Source organism: Caproicibacterium sp. NSD3 (genome assembly GCF_053613275.1).
Genome location: NZ_CM132119.1, coordinates 917,137 through 933,157, shown reverse-complemented (window position 1 = coordinate 933,157; position 16,021 = coordinate 917,137). Strand labels below are relative to the sequence as shown.

18 protein-coding genes and 2 other RNA genes are annotated in these 16,021 nt (G+C 43.7%); 9 read left to right on the top strand and 11 right to left on the bottom strand.

Going from position 1 to position 16,021, the window contains the following annotated elements; translation table 11 throughout:
* Positions 1-16: 16 nt before the first annotated feature.
* Genes ACVS9P_RS04610 through pyrH form a run of 5 tightly spaced genes read right to left on the bottom strand, consistent with a single transcriptional unit; the run spans position 17 to position 4,074 of the window.
* On the bottom strand, positions 17-1,168 hold the full coding sequence (locus ACVS9P_RS04610) for a 1-deoxy-D-xylulose-5-phosphate reductoisomerase (RefSeq protein ID WP_452104459.1): 1,152 nt from the start codon (positions 1,166-1,168) through the stop codon (positions 17-19).
* A gap of 33 nt (positions 1,169-1,201) precedes the next feature.
* Positions 1,202-2,038, bottom strand: a complete 837-nt coding sequence (locus ACVS9P_RS04605; protein WP_452104458.1) for a phosphatidate cytidylyltransferase — start codon at positions 2,036-2,038, stop codon at positions 1,202-1,204.
* Between the two features lie 3 nt (positions 2,039-2,041).
* Positions 2,042-2,776 carry an isoprenyl transferase gene (locus tag ACVS9P_RS04600; protein WP_452104457.1) on the bottom strand — a complete coding sequence of 245 codons (735 nt, stop codon included), beginning with the start codon at positions 2,774-2,776 and terminating at the stop codon, positions 2,042-2,044.
* A 27-nt stretch (positions 2,777-2,803) separates the two neighbouring features.
* On the bottom strand, positions 2,804-3,358 hold the full coding sequence (frr, locus tag ACVS9P_RS04595) for a ribosome recycling factor (protein ID WP_452104456.1): 555 nt from the start codon (positions 3,356-3,358) through the stop codon (positions 2,804-2,806).
* Entirely contained in the window at positions 3,355-4,074 is a 720-nt protein-coding gene (gene pyrH, locus ACVS9P_RS04590; protein WP_452104455.1) for a UMP kinase, read from the bottom strand. Before pyrH ends, frr begins: the two co-directional genes overlap by 4 nt.
* Before the next feature lie 183 nt (positions 4,075-4,257).
* On the opposite strand from pyrH, the gene sigK reads away from it, so the two are divergent.
* Positions 4,258-4,959 (top strand): RNA polymerase sporulation sigma factor SigK, encoded by a 702-nt coding sequence (gene sigK / locus ACVS9P_RS04585; protein WP_452104454.1) that lies wholly within the window; start codon positions 4,258-4,260, stop codon positions 4,957-4,959.
* 52 nt (positions 4,960-5,011) lie between these two features.
* Here the strand turns inward: sigK and ACVS9P_RS04580 are convergent, their stop codons facing one another.
* The gene (locus ACVS9P_RS04580) at positions 5,012-5,857 is read right to left on the bottom strand and encodes a MurR/RpiR family transcriptional regulator (protein WP_452104453.1); all 846 of its coding nucleotides are present in this window, start codon (positions 5,855-5,857) and stop codon (positions 5,012-5,014) included.
* A 172-nt stretch (positions 5,858-6,029) separates the two neighbouring features.
* Here ACVS9P_RS04580 and ACVS9P_RS04575 point away from each other — a divergent pair, with 172 nt between their 5' ends.
* The 8 genes from ACVS9P_RS04575 to ssrA all read left to right on the top strand — a co-directional run bounded on the left by ACVS9P_RS04575 (position 6,030) and on the right by ssrA (position 11,913).
* Complete coding sequence (locus tag ACVS9P_RS04575) at positions 6,030-7,412, top strand: MATE family efflux transporter (protein ID WP_452104452.1); 1,383 nt, start codon at positions 6,030-6,032, stop codon at positions 7,410-7,412.
* Positions 7,413-7,598: 186 nt separating this feature from the next.
* Entirely contained in the window at positions 7,599-8,000 is a 402-nt protein-coding gene (locus ACVS9P_RS04570) for a putative ABC transporter permease (RefSeq protein ID WP_452104451.1), read from the top strand.
* 101 nt (positions 8,001-8,101) lie between these two features.
* Positions 8,102-8,202, top strand: an RNA gene (ffs, locus tag ACVS9P_RS04565) — signal recognition particle sRNA small type.
* An 85-nt stretch (positions 8,203-8,287) separates the two neighbouring features.
* Positions 8,288-9,976 carry a DNA polymerase III subunit gamma/tau gene (gene dnaX / locus ACVS9P_RS04560; RefSeq protein ID WP_452104450.1) on the top strand — a complete coding sequence of 563 codons (1,689 nt, stop codon included), beginning with the start codon at positions 8,288-8,290 and terminating at the stop codon, positions 9,974-9,976.
* 44 nt (positions 9,977-10,020) lie between these two features.
* The gene (locus ACVS9P_RS04555; protein ID WP_452104449.1) at positions 10,021-10,368 is read left to right on the top strand and encodes a YbaB/EbfC family nucleoid-associated protein; all 348 of its coding nucleotides are present in this window, start codon (positions 10,021-10,023) and stop codon (positions 10,366-10,368) included.
* Complete coding sequence (gene recR / locus ACVS9P_RS04550; RefSeq protein ID WP_452104448.1) at positions 10,369-10,971, top strand: recombination mediator RecR; 603 nt, start codon at positions 10,369-10,371, stop codon at positions 10,969-10,971.
* Positions 10,972-10,994: 23 nt separating this feature from the next.
* Complete coding sequence (smpB, locus tag ACVS9P_RS04545) at positions 10,995-11,465, top strand: SsrA-binding protein SmpB (protein WP_452104447.1); 471 nt, start codon at positions 10,995-10,997, stop codon at positions 11,463-11,465.
* 71 nt (positions 11,466-11,536) lie between these two features.
* Positions 11,537-11,913: a transfer-messenger RNA gene (gene ssrA, locus ACVS9P_RS04540) on the top strand.
* Between the two features lie 182 nt (positions 11,914-12,095).
* On the opposite strand, the gene ACVS9P_RS04535 is transcribed toward ssrA, so the two are convergent.
* From ACVS9P_RS04535 to thiD, 5 genes are all read right to left on the bottom strand, one after another.
* Positions 12,096-12,944 (bottom strand): FMN-binding protein, encoded by an 849-nt coding sequence (locus ACVS9P_RS04535; RefSeq protein WP_452104446.1) that lies wholly within the window; start codon positions 12,942-12,944, stop codon positions 12,096-12,098.
* Positions 12,945-13,135: 191 nt separating this feature from the next.
* Positions 13,136-13,618 (bottom strand): TspO/MBR family protein, encoded by a 483-nt coding sequence (locus tag ACVS9P_RS04530; RefSeq protein ID WP_452104445.1) that lies wholly within the window; start codon positions 13,616-13,618, stop codon positions 13,136-13,138.
* Between the two features lie 100 nt (positions 13,619-13,718).
* The gene (locus ACVS9P_RS04525) at positions 13,719-13,862 is read right to left on the bottom strand and encodes a hypothetical protein (protein WP_452104444.1); all 144 of its coding nucleotides are present in this window, start codon (positions 13,860-13,862) and stop codon (positions 13,719-13,721) included.
* Positions 13,863-13,995: 133 nt separating this feature from the next.
* Positions 13,996-15,162, bottom strand: a complete 1,167-nt coding sequence (cytX, locus tag ACVS9P_RS04520) for a putative hydroxymethylpyrimidine transporter CytX (protein WP_452104443.1) — start codon at positions 15,160-15,162, stop codon at positions 13,996-13,998.
* Complete coding sequence (gene thiD / locus ACVS9P_RS04515) at positions 15,162-15,968, bottom strand: bifunctional hydroxymethylpyrimidine kinase/phosphomethylpyrimidine kinase (protein ID WP_452104442.1); 807 nt, start codon at positions 15,966-15,968, stop codon at positions 15,162-15,164. The genes cytX and thiD overlap by 1 nt, the downstream gene beginning before the upstream one ends.
* Positions 15,969-16,021 lie beyond the last annotated feature (53 nt).

Genomic DNA, 16,021 nt, shown 5'->3' with positions numbered 1-16,021 from the left:
TGTCCCCCTTGTAAAATTAAAAATGTTGTCCGGCTTTTTCAAGCACAAACTGTCTTGCCGCCTGATCTGCTGCAAGGATTTCGTCCAGTGTAGACGACGGTACATCTTTCTGCTCTTCCAAAGCGGCAGTCACTAATTCTCCAATCTGCAAAAATCCGATTTTCCCCTGCAGGAAAAGAGATACCGCTGCCTCATTGGCGCCATTTGCCGCAGCCGGAGCCAATCCACCTCGCTCCATAGCAACTTTACAAGCATGCAGACAGGTAAAAGTCTTCTCGTCCGGCGGATAGAAAGTCAGTTTTCCCACATCTGTAAGAGAAAGCTCCTCTACAGGGCCTTCCACTCGCTTGGGATATGTAAGCGCATATTGAATTGGCAGGCGCATATCAGTAACACCCAGCTGCGCCAAAATTGCATGATCCTGAAATTCAACCATAGAATGAACGATGCTCTCCCGATGAATGACCACTTCGATCATAGATGCCGGAACATGAAAAAGCCAGCCGGCTTCCATCATCTCTAAGCCCTTATTCATCATAGTAGCAGAATCGATTGTCACTTTTGCACCCATTTTCCAATTTGGGTGCTTTAAAGCCATCTGCGGTGTCACATTTTTTAGTTCTTCTGTTTTCTTTCCAAAAAACGGGCCGCCGGAAGCGGTTAAAAGAATCTTACTGAGTTCCTTTGAATCCGCCCCCTGAAGGCACTGAAAGATCGCACTGTGTTCACTGTCGACCGGAATCAATTGAATTCGGCGCTGACGTGCTGCATCCATCACAAGCTGACCGCCGGCCACAAGAGTTTCTTTATTGGCAAGCGCCACATCTTTATTTGCAGCGATTGCCTGCAGCGTCGGCTTTAATCCAACCATTCCAACAACTGCGTTGAGAATCAGATCCGCCTGCGGAATCGTTGCCGCTTCACACAAGCCTTCCATTCCCTGAACAACTTTAATCCCGGTATCTTTCAGCCGAATCCGAAGGTCTTTTGCGGCATGTAAATCAAAAGCCGCAACAAGTTGCGGTTTAAACTCTCTTGCCTGCTTTTCGAGCAGATCAATATTCGAATGTGCAGCAAGGGCGCAGACCGACATTCCCAGACTGCGGACAACTTCCAAAGTCTGAGTTCCAATCGATCCTGTAGAACCCAAAACAGCAATTTTTTTCATTCTATTCACCAGGTTATTCTTTCTAATTTTCTTTTAGGTATAGACAAGCGGCAAAAATCTGAGCAGGATAGAAACAAATGGTGCAACAAAGATGACGCTGTCAAAGCGATCTAGAATTCCACCATGACCAGGAAGAATCTCACTGAAATCTTTAATATGGCAGCTTCTTTTAATGAGGGAGAAGCTCAAATCGCCGAGAACAGAAAGGGCCGAACCGCCGACTCCGATCACAAAAAGCGTAAAATAACAAACTCTTACCTGACCAGCCCAGAAAACATCCTGGAAAAACCACCCAGACAAAAGCAACATTCCAATTTCAAAAACAAATCCGCCAATCACACCCTCCACGGTTTTTTTCGGGCTGATATTCGGACAAAGCTTACGTTTCCCAAACCAGTTTCCTGCAAAATAGGCCCCCACATCGGCAAGCCATGCGGCAAAAATTGCAACAATCACATAAAACATTCCATGCTTTCCACCAATATGCCGCAGTTGAATCAGCGTTTCCAAAGCAGTCGGAATCAAAAGCGCTACACTATAAAGGACACCAACTTCTCGGAATGAAATCAGATCATAATAAAAGATCATCGTGCTGAAAATGACAACCGTATAAAGAAAATAAGCGATTGCCTCCTGAAGGCCCGCGGTGAGGAACGGCAAAACACAGGCAAAAATCAGGGTTGGCCAAAGGAGCATCGGCTTTTTTGAAACACCTAATGCCAAAGCAATCTCATACATTGACGCTGCCGAAATCAAAGCGATCGCAATATTGAGTGCCAGCGGAAAAATAGAATTAAAAATGACAACAGCACCCAAAAAAAGGACAATGATTCCCGCAGAGAATGAACGGTCTTTTAAAGAAGAAAACATTGTTTACACTCCTCCAAACCGCCGATTGCGGTGTTCATACTCCTGTAGAGCCCAGTTTAAATTCTCCGGTACAAAATCCGGCCAGAGAATATCCATTGTGACATACTCAGTATAAGCTGACTGCCACAGCAAAAAATTTGAAATTCGATGCTCCCCGCTTGGCCGAATAATCAAATCAGGATCCGGCTGCCCTGCGGTATCCATATAGGAAGAGATCAATTTTTCATCAATTTCTTCCGGAGAAAGCATTCCTTTTTGCACGTTCTCTGCAATTTTATGAACTGCGTTGACAATTTCTGCCCGTCCACCGTAATTCATAGCAATGTTGAGCACCATGCCAGTACGATCTTTACAAACTTCCCGGGTCTCTTCAATCAGTTTTTTCAAATCCGGGGAAAATTTACTGGTATCTCCGATAAAGCGCACCTTGATATCATCATTGCGAAAATCCCGTAGGGAATCTTGCAGATATTTTTTAAAAAGAAGCATCAAGGCTCCCACTTCGTCCTGCGGGCGAGCCCAATTCTCAGTTGAAAAAGCATACACTGTTAGATAACGAATTCCAATGGAACTTGCATACCGAGTGATCTTTTTAAAGACGGCAGCTCCGGCGGTATGCCCCGCAGAGCGCGGCAGCCCTTTCTTTTTGGCCCATCGGCCATTTCCATCCATGATAATGCCAAGATGCGCCGGCAGGCACTCTGGTGCCGGCGCGGCGCTTACATACTGTTTTTCCATGTGCAGTCCTCACTTGATTTTTAAAATCTAGATCTCCATGATTTCCTTTTTCTTCTTCTCAAGAAGAGTATCTATCTCTTTACAGTATTTATCCGTGAGATCCTGCATTTTTTTCTCAGCTTCTTTTAAATCATCCTCTGTAATCTCTGCCGACTTCTTCATGCTCTTTAATTTTTCCATCGCATCGCGTCGAATCGAGCGAACAGCAATTTTAGATTCTTCCGCTTGCTTTGAGATTTCTTTTGCCAACTCTTTGCGGCGATCTTCTGTCATCTGCGGAAAGACCAAGCGGATTATCTTTCCGTCAGACTGCGGATTGATTCCGATATCGGAAGAAAGAATTGCTTTTTCCACCGCGCGGCAGACCGACTGATCCCACGGCTGAATGGTTAAAACACGCGCCTCTGTTACTGAAACAGCCGCGAGCTGGCTGATTGCAGTAGGAGTTCCATAATAATCGACCATCACTTTATTGAGCACATTTGGATTTGCACGTCCCGCGCGTATCTCTATATACTCTTCCCGAAGTACGCTCAGCGTTTTCTGCATTTTAGCTTCTGATTGATTCAATACCTGTTTCATAGGACTTCATCCTCCTTTACGATTGTACCGATTGGCTGGCCACAGATTGCCTTTTCAATATTATTTGGGTCTGCAATATCAAATACGCAAATTGGAATATGATTATCCCTGCAAAGAGAAGCAGCGGTGCTGTCCATAACCTGTAAATTTTTATTGAGCACATCCATATAAGTTAATGTTTCAAACTTTTTGGCATCCGGATTCTTTTTAGGATCACTGTCATAGATTCCGTCCACCATAGTTGCCTTTAAAATAATATCAGCATCAATTTCGGCAGCACGCAGAGCAGCAGCAGTATCCGTAGAGAAGAATGGATTTCCGGTACCGCAGCCCAAAACGACAATACGGTTTTTCTCAAGATGGCGGACTGCGCGGTTACGGATATAAGGCTCTGCAATCTCCTGCATAGCGATTGCTGTCTGTACACGCACCGCTACCCCTAACTGCTCCAAAGCATCTGCAACCCCCAATGCATTGATTGCAGTCGCCAACATTCCCATATGGTCGGCTCTGGTACGATCCATCTTTCCGCTGGAGCGGCCGCGCCAGAAATTGCCGCCGCCCACAACAATGGCAATCTGCACGCCCATCAAAGAACAAGTCTTGATCGGACGGCAAATTTTAAGGACCGTATCAAAATCAATTCCGTGTCCCGCATCTCCAGCGAGGGATTCCCCGCTTAGCTTTAAAAGAACGCGTTTATATTTTGGCTGCATTTTTAACACTCCTATTTTTTGTATTTCAAAAGGTCATACTTTTTATATTTTACAATATGTGTCCCGGCTTGTAAAGACTTTTACCTCATCCGGCCTAAAATTACGTTTGTTTTGAAAAGCTGGAACACTTTTTTGCTCGATTGCATAGATTGGGAGTAAACGAAACAGCAAGGAGGTCATTTTATGCTGACTGCACTCTTCGGCGGCATTTTGTCTGGAATCCTTTTTCTGGTTCTCCATGTTACGGGCAGCGGAACATTTCCAAGAGCACTGTCTTACGCAGAAGAGCAAAACTGCCTTAAAAGGATGGCGCAGGGAGACTCCAGTGCCCGACAAGAACTGATCGAGCACAATCTTCGTTTGGTCGCACATATTATCAAAAAGTACTACAGCAGTTCTGCGGATCAAGATGATCTGATTTCCATTGGCACAATCGGCCTCATTAAAGCGATCAACACTTTTAAACCGGAAAAAGGGATTAAACTTTCAAGTTACGCTGCAAGATGTGTGGAAAATGAAATTTTAATGTATTTCCGCTCTCTTCGCAAAACTGCGCAGGATATCTCCATGAACGAACCCATTGACAGTGACAAAGACGGCGGTCAACTGACTCTGTGCGACGTAATGGCTTCCGACCGCAGTATCGCAGAAGACTTAGACGGAAAGATACAGTCTGAACAGCTTCATGCTTACATAAAGAAAGCTTTGACTCCGCGGGAGCAAACGATCGTCTGTCTGCGGTACGGCCTCCAAAACCACAAACCGCTGACACAACGGGAAGTTGCCAAAAGGCTGGGAATTTCAAGAAGCTATGTCAGCCGCATTGAGAAAAAAGCACTCGAAAAACTAAAAGTTCGATTTGAAGAAGTTGGAATCAAAAGCTAAAATGGTCTGTTGACCCGCTTAAAATTGCCGGGTCAACAGACCATTTCTTATTTTAATATTCCCCGTTTTTTTCAAGATACCGCTCCATTTTTTTCAGGCGTTCTTCATTCTGCTTTTTGTTGTGTGCACTAAGAAGTCCTACTAATATCTCGAGATTCATTTCAAGGCTGGCATAAGAATTATAAAAAGAAAAATTTTCGCCGCTGCTCACCAATGTGACCGCCGCTCCCTGTGCAATCGGAGAAACATAGCTGTCTGTCATTGCGATCACTTTTGCATGTGCTTCCTTTGCCATTTTCACCGCAAAGATAGTAGAGCTGGAATATCTCTCAAAGGCGATTGCAACAAGCACGTCCTTCTCATCTAAATCCGACAGGATATCCACCATTGGCAAAGTTCCATTAACGACCTGAACTCGGGGCCGAATACAGGAAAGCATCACCCCAAACGACTGTGCAAATCCAGCGACACAACGATGTCCCACTACAAAAATTCGCTTTGCATTTAAAAGGAGATTCGCTCCTTCTATCAACCGGCTGGTTTCGATCTGTTGATCTCTTTGTATATTTGCAATGACATTCTGACGAATTGCAGCAATTCTTTGCTCATCCGTCAAATTTTCATACTGTCCAATTTTTTCATAGGGGATCTTCACCCCCGCACGCTTTTTACATAATTCCTGCTGCATCACGCGTTTTAGCTGAGAAAAATTCTCAAATCCAAGCTTAGCCGAAAGCCGTACCACGCAGCTTGGGCTGACTCCAAGCTTCTGCGCAATTTCTCCGGAAGTCTCAAAGCAGCAATAAGTTTCTTTATTTTGAAGCAGATAGTCCAAAACTTTTTTGTCCTTTGCTGTCAGCTTTGCTTTTAATGCTCTTTCTTCGATTAAGTCCAGCATACAGAAAGCACATCCTTCCTCTTTTTAAACTTTATTTTATCTCCTTTTTAGAAGCATTGTCAATAAAAATTTGATTATATTAATTCAAATTATATTATTTTTGATTGACAAAAATCTATTGATCAGTCATAATATATTTTATCATAGATTAATTTCGGAGAGAAGAAATAATATGACGCGCGATATGACCACTGGAAGTATTCCAAAACACATGCTTGTCTATGCGGTTCCGCTGCTGTTCGGAAATATTTTTCAGCAGCTTTACCATACCGTAGATTCGGTTGTGGTTGGAAAATACAACGGCAAAGAATCATTGGCTGCAATCGGCGCAGCAGGCCCTATCATGAATATTCTTCTATTTATCATTGTCGGTCTTTCGATGGGTGCTTCTATTCTGATGGCGGAGCAGTTTGGTGCAAAAGATTATCCGCGGCTTCGTCGGGAGCTTTCCACTTCGCTGATTGCCGGAGTTGCTTTTACTTTAGTAGTTTCTATTATTTCTGTTTTTGCAGCGCCGCTTTTTCTCATATGGACCAATACCCCTGCCGATATTTTAGAGGAAAGCACCCGCTATCTGCGAATTGTCTCTGCAGGCATGCTGTTTTCCTGTATTTATAACATTTTTGCTGCGGCACTCCGTTCCGTAGGGGACTCTCGCACTCCGTTGTTCGTGTTAATTATGACCTCCCTCTTAAATATCGTTTTAGATGTCTGGTTTGTCGGCTATCTTGGATTTGGCCTGGAAGGAGCTGCATGGGCCACCATATTCTCTCAGGCAATCTCTTCCATCGTGCTGACACTCTATGTTCATATCAAAGTACCACTGCTCCGGCTCTCAAAGGAGACCCTCAAAATAGATTTTTCTCTGCTAAAAACGACTACCAGTTACGGCACCACCTCTGCGGTACAGCAAACTGTCGTTTATCTTGGCCGCGTTTTAGTGCAGTCGGCTGTCAACTCTCTTGGTGTTGATTCCATGGCAGCTTTTAACGCCGCTTTCAATTTGGACAGTTTTGCGATCTCTCCCGGTGATGCACTGGCAGCTTCTGTTACAACGATTGTCGCACAAAATCGTGGGGCAAAAAAATATGATCGAGTTCCAAAAGGATTCCATAGCGGATTAATAATTGGTATTTTCTATACCTTGTTTATCGCCGCTATTGTCTACTGTTTTCCAGAAGTTTTAATGGGACTTTTTCTAAATGGCGGAGAGATCAATATTATTCAAATGGGATCTGGTTATTTGCGGTCAATGGCTGTTTTTTATCTTGCAACCGCTTTTACCCAGACCATGCAGGGCTTGTTCCGTGGATTGGGACATCTCAATGTAACATTGTTGGGTTCATTAATCCAGATCGGAATCCGCGTTTTAATTACTTATTTGATGATTTACACACTCGGAATCAATGCGGTTGCCATCGGTACCGGAATCGGTTGGCTCTGCATGATCGTTTACGAAACAATTGTCTGGGTCCGCTATAAACGCCATGAACTTCTCCCTCAGGAAAATTCTGAAGAAAACGAAGAAAAATCCCAAGAAAAATTCAAAGCATAATTTAAGATAAAATTTGAAAAAGTAAAGCGTATAAACGAAGGCAAAAAAACCTCTTTTATATGCTTTGCTTTTTCTTTTGTAAAATACAAATTTTTCTGCCATTTTGTTACTTTATGCCAGCTACTGAGAGCAATACATATTTTAAAATTCGTGAGCCACCCTAAAAAAAGAAAAAGGAGGCGGTTCATGATGAAAGAAAATATTTTGCTCTTTTGTACGGGAAGCACACTTTATCCCGCTCTAGAAGTCCTTTATCGCGGTCACAGCGATTTTTCAATGGGAATTGCAGGAGGCGTCTGCATGTGCCTCATCAACCGGGTATGTAACCAAGATCTTGGAAAAAAGCCGATTCTGATCCGCTGCTGTGCAGGCAGCGCCACTATTACTACGGTAGAATTTTTCACCGGACTCATTGTAAATATTGGCATGGGCCGCTCCGTTTGGGATTATTCCAGTCTTCCCCTTAACCTTCTTGGACAAATCTGCCCCCTTTACTCCGGATTTTGGGCTCTGCTTTCTTTGCCCGCCATGGGGATCTGTGACGGGATTTTCCGCCTCCTTTCTAAGATCCATCTTCCCTCTAAATAAGGCTTGTAATTTTTTTAAAAATAAGGTATAATAAATTTCCAAATCATATATCATATCAATCTGGCAGCAAGGCAAAAAACCGTGCGCTGGGATATGCAGACGGGCGGGCCCTGTACGACGCAGCGCCGCGAACCATGTCAGACGGGGAACCGAGCAGCATTAAGCGGAGTTGCCGCGTGCGATGCAGGAAAGTCTGTCCGTCTGTATATCCGAGTTCATGGACCGCAGAAATTCTGCGGCTGCCTTGCTTTTTGATTTTAGGGCCTTAAAAAGAGGAGGAATATTCTGTGTATCAGGTGCTGTACCGTAAGTGGAGACCGCGCGTTTTTTCTGATGTAGTCGGCCAGCCTCAAGTAACGGAAACACTTAAAAACGAGCTTAAAACCGGCAGAATTTCCCACGCCTATCTTTTTACCGGCTCCCGCGGTACCGGAAAAACCACCTGTGCGAAAATCTTAGCAAAGGCGGTCAACTGCCTTCACCTAAAAGATGGAGATCCCTGCGGCGAATGTGAAATCTGCCGCGGAATCTCAGACGGAACCGTGATGGATATTGTGGAAATCGATGCTGCCAGCAATAACGGTGTCGACAACATCAGGGCCTTGCGGGAAGAAGCAAATTTCACCCCCGCTGCCGCTAAATATCGTGTTTATATCATCGATGAAGTTCACATGCTCTCTGTAGGTGCTTTTAACGCTCTATTAAAGACGCTGGAAGAACCTCCCGCCCATGTGATCTTTATTTTAGCAACAACAGAAGTGCATAAACTTCCCGCAACGATTCTTTCCCGCTGTCAGCGGTTTGATTTCCGCCGTATTCCGGCAGAAGATATTGCCAAACGGCTTCAATATGTAACCGAGCAAGAAGGCGGTTCTCTCGATCCGGAAGCCGGTATGCTTTTAGCAAGACTTGCAGATGGAGCACTGCGCGATGCACTCTCCCTTCTTGATCAGTGCCTTGGAAGAAGCCGTGAAATCACCGTACAAGTTGTCAATGAAACAGCCGGACTTGCCGGAAGAGAGCATCTCTTTGCGCTTGCGGATGCAGTTCAAAATGGAGACAGCAGCAGTGCTCTGCAAACGATTGACGAACTTTACCGCGGCGGCAAGGATATGGCCCGACTCTGTGAAGAATTCTCCTCTCATCTGCGCGGCATGATGCTAATTAAAACGATGAAAAATGCGCGCTCGATTCTTGCTTTAACAGAAGATGAATGGAATGCGATGCAAGAGCAGGCACTAAAAATGCCCCTCCCCACGCTGCTGCACGGGTTAGACGTTCTTCAGGAAACTCTTGATAAAATGTACCGCGGCGGAGATCGCCGCATTGAGATGGAAATGGCCATGATTCGGCTGACTTCTCCGGAACTGGATGACAGCAAATCATCCATTCTACGGCGGCTTGATCATCTGGAAAAAGGAAAGCCGCGCAGAGCAGCGGCGGAAAATACACAACCAGCCGCTGATTTTACTTTGCCAATCTTGCAGGAAGCGCCCAGTAAAGCAGAAAAAGAATCTATTTCTGCTTCTGCTCCCTCTATTTCTGAAATTTCAACTACTTCTTCCTCTGTCGCCGAAGAGCCTCAAGAACACAAAAGTCCCGCACCGGTTACCACGCCGGCAAAAGATCCTGAAAAGCTTCTCAAAAACATAGAACCGTTTTCAGAATGGCCGGAGGTACTGGAAGCTCTTAAAACGTATTCCCGCACAATCGCTGCAGCTTTTAATGGTTCTACCGCTTATTTGAGCGGAGGCTACGTTTTGATCGACGCCAAGAACGAGATGGCTTTTAAGCTACTTCGGGAATCCAGTCAGCGGGATCATATGAGGGAGGCTATTCAGAATATCACCGGAAAAGTTTACCGGTTGGGTCCTTATCGGCTCAGTGGAGATGCTGAAAAAACCAAATCCGAAGACCCCTTGATTGCTCTAGCCCAAAAGGCGCAAAATGCAGGAATTCAAGTCACCGAAAAATAAAAAATCGAATAAAAATCGAATTACATAAACGGAGGTTTTTACCTATGAAAGCAAGATTACCGGAAGGTTATGGAAAAGGTGCAGGCAATCTGCAGCAAATCGCGCGTCAGGCACAAAAGCTGCAGGAACAGATGGATGAATTAACTACAGAGCTCGAAGCAAAAGAATATTCTGCTACTGCCGGCGGAGATGCTGTTAAGGCAACGGCTACCGGGAAATTGGAAATTACTGGTTTGGAAATCAAGCCTGAAGTGATCGACCCAGAAGATGCTGAAATGTTATCCGACCTTGTTACTGCCGCTGTAAATGAAGCATTGCGTGCTGCCATAAAGGATAAGAACGAGCGCATGGAAGCACTTTCGGGCGGACTGAATGTTCCGGGGATGTTTTAAATGCCTTCCTATAATGTCGCGCCGCTTTCCCGACTAATCGAACAATTTGAACGCCTGCCGGGAATTGGACACAAAAGTGCTCAACGGCTTGCATATCATGTATTAGGCATGAAAGAAGACGAAGCAAAAGCTTTTGCGAATGCCATTTTAGAAGCCCACGAGAAAATTCATTACTGCAAAATCTGCTGCAACCTGACCGATCAAGAACTTTGTCCTGTTTGTCGGGAAGAAGGGCGGGATCACTCTATTATCTGTGTTGTGGAGGACCCGCGGGATGTCCTTGCGCTGGAACGCACCCATGAATTTCGGGCAATGTATCATGTTCTGCACGGAGCAATCTCCCCTCTCTCCGGAGTCGGTCCCGAGCAGCTCTGTATTAAAGAACTTTTGGCTCGTGTAAAAGATCCGAAGGTAAAAGAAGTGATCATGGCCACCAACCCCACCGTGGAAGGGGAAGCAACCGCGATGTATATTTCGCGGCTCTTAAAGCCTATGGGAATCAAGGTAACCAGACTTGCCTATGGAATTCCGGTAGGCGGCGATCTTGAATACGCAGATGAAGTTACGCTTTCCCGCGCATTGGAAGGGCGAAGCGAACTTTAATCTATAACTAGGAGGTCTTTTCGTTGAAAAAGGAAGAAAATTTTAAAACAATCGCCCGAAACAAAAAGGCCTATCATGATTATTTCGTAGAAGAAAGCATGGAAACTGGCATTGAGCTGCTTGGCACCGAAGTAAAGTCTTTACGAAACGCGCAATGCAATTTAAAAGACGCATGGTGTTCTATTTCGGATGGAGAACTGCTTCTCAACGGGATGCACATCAGTCCTTATGAACACGGCAATATTTTTAACCGTGATCCCATGCGGGTTCGCAAGCTTTTAATGCACAAAAAAGAAATTTTAAGGCTTTTTGGTCTGATGAAGCAGAAAGGATACACCTTAATTCCTCTTTCTCTTTATTTTAAAGGAAGCCGTGTCAAAGTGCAGGTTGGACTCTGCCGCGGCAAAAAGCTTTATGATAAACGGGAAGATCTTGCCAAAAAGGCTGCCAAGCGCGATATGGAACGCGCAATAAAAACTGATATTCGTTCATGAATTTTTCATGTAAAAATGAGAAATCTATGGTATGATATTTTTAGTCTTGATAATCCATCAAGACTCTTCATGGGGGCGTAAAGGTTTCGACGGGGATTGTGAACCACAGTAAGCGAGCAGCGAGGCGGGACCGCTTTAAAATCAGCACTTTTAAATTTAGTTGAGAAATCTTCTAATAACAACAACTATGGCTATGCCATGGCTGTTGCAGCTTAATTAATATAAGCTGCTGTCCTCTCTGAAAATACCGCGGTTCAGAATTGGGCATCATTTAGCGGTGAACGTGAATCGGGTAATGTCTTTTATCCGGTCATGAAGTAAAGGCTACCAAAGCTTTGAGCCTGCCGTCCGGCGCAAGGCTGAGGGAATTTTAAAAGAATGGATACGCTCGTAGAAAGCTATGGGGAACGATTTTCGGACAGGGGTCCGACTCCCCTCGCCTCCACCAGACTAAGTCTGGACGCAATTCGCGTCCGGGCTTTTTCTTTTACTGAAACTATTTCGCTGGCGTTTTTATCTTGTATCTTTTATGACCTACCTTTTCAATCAAAATCTCCGAAGCTCACATCTTTTTGTGGTCTTCGGAGATTTTTTACGTTTATTTCTATTTTTTGAGCCTTTTCAAACCTGTTAATGGATTTCGGATAATTTGATATTATTTACTTGCAATGTTCCTGATACCACTGCATTCTGCAATGCACGATACACTGCATTGATCAGGCCGGCTGATGAAAAAGTCGCACCAGAAACAGCATCCACTTGCAATGACTGCTGTCCTATGATTTTGTCAAGCAAGCTTTTTGCTTCGTCAAAATATCGATCTGTATCACTTTTGCTAACTACATCAATCGCTGTGACCTGACCATTTTCCACGGTAACAGAAACAGTGATCGTCCCCTTATATCCATCGGCAGTTCCTTGATAAATGCCATCTTTTAACTGAGCCCCTGAAAATGTAACAATATTGGCACTCGTATCACTCGATGTTATTTTAGCTTGTCCGCTAGTTTGTTCACTGTTATCGCTCACCCTGCTCGACTGTGTGACTGCCGCTGCATGTTGGTTACCCCCAAATAAGCGTTTGGGAAGCTGAATTCCAACATCATATATATGTAATACAAGAAACACAACCATTACAACTGTCGCTATTCTATGAGCTATTATCCATTTGCGTTTTATCTTTTTGCGCAGCAAATAAGTGAACCACAGAATAAGCGCAAGAACAAAACACGCTGTCCCCCAGTTAAATGTAAACAAAACCGAAGCCGTCTGAAAATTTGTTAATGTAGCCGAGGCAGGATTCCCTGCGAGAATTCCATGGATCCCTCCTACAATAATCAGCAAAGTCCCAAATGGGATATGGACTTTATGAAAAAAAACATTCAACTTTTTATTTCCGCTAATGCGTGCAATATACCTTAAAACCGTCATAATCGTGAGTATCACAGCAATCCATGCAAGAATTAAGCTAATAATCATTGTTGCATTCTCCTAGTTTATTTTTCGTTTTGCTTTTTATTTTGTAATATTATCACAATTTATGCCAAAAAACAACTGAATTTTTATCTGTTATCAAAAATAAAATCCGTGCGACAAAAAGTCAGCACGGATTTTTATTCCTGTTATTGTTTTCTGCTTTTTAGCAATGGCCCAACCAAGATTTTAACCGTTCAACGATTCAAAAGCCAGATTCCGGCGCTTAAATAAGCTGCAAAAGTAATCCAAATAAAATATGGAATCTGCAGCTGTGCCGCAAGTTTATTGATTTTACGAAATTCTGTCATCATAAACAATACCGATACCCAAAGCAAAAGGAGCCAAATAAACGCAAACAGATAATTCCGCAGATTAAAAAAGATAATTGTCCAGAAGAAGTTTATTGCCAACTGTATTCCATAAATCCAGAGAGCCCGGCTCTTGTCTTCACAGTCAGAAGTATATATCAGGTAAGATGAAATGCCCATCAAAATATACAGCACCGTCCATACAACCGGAAAAAGTGCGCCTGGAGGCGCGAGCGGAGGCTTTTTAATATTTTGAAAAATAAAAGTATTGCTCTGGGTCAAAAAGCCTGAAACAGCCCCTGTTCCAATACTAATCAACAAACTAATAACTAAAGGCTTCCAACGAATATATAGCGTTTTTGATTTCATAAAAGTCCCCTCCCAACATCATAAAGAATATATGCAATTTGTTTCTAAAATATTATTAAAGGAAGGCAGAGTTTTATTTACTCTGCCTTCCTTTTAACACTTAACGCTTCGTATTAGGTCCAAGAGCTACTTTCTTGGTATTGTGTTCTTCATTCTGATTTTTAACGTGAGTCGACCGATTTGGGTTTTCTGTACTTTCTGCATTGCTCTTTAAATCATCTGTTTTATTTTTTCCTTTTCCCATAAGGGTTCACCTCTTTATCGTAATTAGTATAACCAAAAGCTCTATTTTTTACGAAAAAGGATAAATGGGAATTTTTGCAAAAACGATTGCTGATAAAAGCAGCAACACAGATCAGAATAAACAGCTTTGATTTTTAACCAACTTTTTTATTGGAAATTTTACGCACAATGATACAAAGAAGCATTGTCACTAGCATATCCGGCAAAGTACACCCAACCGGAATATCAACCATCATAAGGAATCGATAAAAAATGAATCCAACAAGCCATATGATCCCATTGACCGCGTCCAGTCTGCTTTCTCCACAATCCCGTTTCAGTATAAAGTAATCTGCAATCTGTACGGCAATCATTGGGACAAATACGGACCCAATCAGATAAAGAAAATCGGTAATATTATCCATTGGAAATAAAATTGCACAAATAGTTCCGATCACTGCAACAATCATAGCGGCATACTTTCCGTTAATTTTCTTTGACAATGTTTCCGCAGATATTCCTGCGCTCCACGCGTCAAGAAAAGTAGTCGTCACGGTAGATAAAATTAAGATAAGCAGTGCAGCTATCCCAAGGCCCGCTTTCACCATGATAGAAGCAATATCTGATTTGCCGGTAAAAATTGCTGCTCCCATTCCAATGACATACATCCAGAAACTCACAAAGGCATAAGTAAGCGTACTCACCAAAGTTGCCGAAAACGGTTTCTCGGCTTCGCGCGTATAATCTGAAATCAGTGGAAGCCATGAAATAGGCATTGCTACAGCAAGCTCAACGGCCGCCCCAAATGTAATCGTTTCCGTTGATTCTGCCGACGGAAACTGATTCTGAAAAATTACGAAGCACAAAACGATCGTTAAAATAAAAAGTGCTGCCATCGCAATTTTGTTGATCCAACCAAGATTTTCAACTCCAACAGCGATCCACACAAGAATCAGCCCGCCGATCACGACGCACCATACCCATGCTCCAGAATCAACCACTCCGTTTGCCGCCAAGGCGCCATCGTAGATCATAATCGCTGTCCAACCAACCAACTGCAGAATATTTAAAGCTGCAAAAAACAATCCGCCGATTTTTCCAAAGCTAAGCCCAACTGTTCCCATTGCGCTTCGTTTGCTTCGCCCGCCAATCAGTCCCGCAAAAAACAGCATACTGCAGCCGATCACATGGCCGATAAGAATCGCAAGCAGTCCTTTTAAAAAGCCCAGCGGTGCAAAATAGGTACCGGTCAGAATTTCTGCGATGGAAACCCCAGCACCAAACCAAATTAAACCATTTTGGAAAGTCGAAGTCTTCTTCATCAGGCTTTCTCCTCCCGGTAAGCAGACTGTAGATCGAAGGCATGATCCATTGGACCGCTTCCCTTTCCAAGATTCAGCATCGCACTAAGTGCACCGGAAAGATAAGCTTTCGCTTTGCTGACCGATTCATTCAAATCATATCCTTTTGCGAGATTCGCAGCAATCGCACTTGAGAGCGTACAACCTGTTCCGTGGGTGTTTGGATTGTTGATCCGTTTCCCTTTAAACCACTGATATTCACCGTTTCGGTACAAAAGATCATTGGCATCATTTAAGCGATGTCCGCCTTTACACAACACAGCGCATGAATAAGTTTCACTGATCATTTTTGCAGCCGTTATCATCTCCTGGGGAGAGGAAATCTTTTGTCCCGACAGGGTCTCTGCTTCTGGTATGTTCGGAGTTAATACAGTTGCAATTGGCAGAAGTTTTGCTTTTAAACTAGCCACTGCATCATCCGAAATCAGCTTTGAGCCGCTCGTAGATACCATAACAGGATCAACTACAATTTTCTGAGCTTTATAAAACTGCAGCCGCTCCACAATCACTTCAATCAGAGCAGAAGAAGCTACCATACCAATTTTTACGGCATCAGGCCGTATATCCGTAAAGATGCTATCTATCTGTTTTTTCAAAAACTCAGGACTCACTTCAAAAATTCCCTGCACGCCGGTTGTGTTCTGGGCTGTCAAAGCCGTAATCGCGCTCATGGCAAATACGCCATTTAGCGTCATGGTTTTGATATCCGCTTGAATACCGGCGCCTCCGCTGGAATCGCTTCCGGCGATTGTTAATGCTGTTCTCATAATAACTCTCCTTTTCAGCGTTAATTTTATTGAGCGACAAAAGGTGGTGCCCC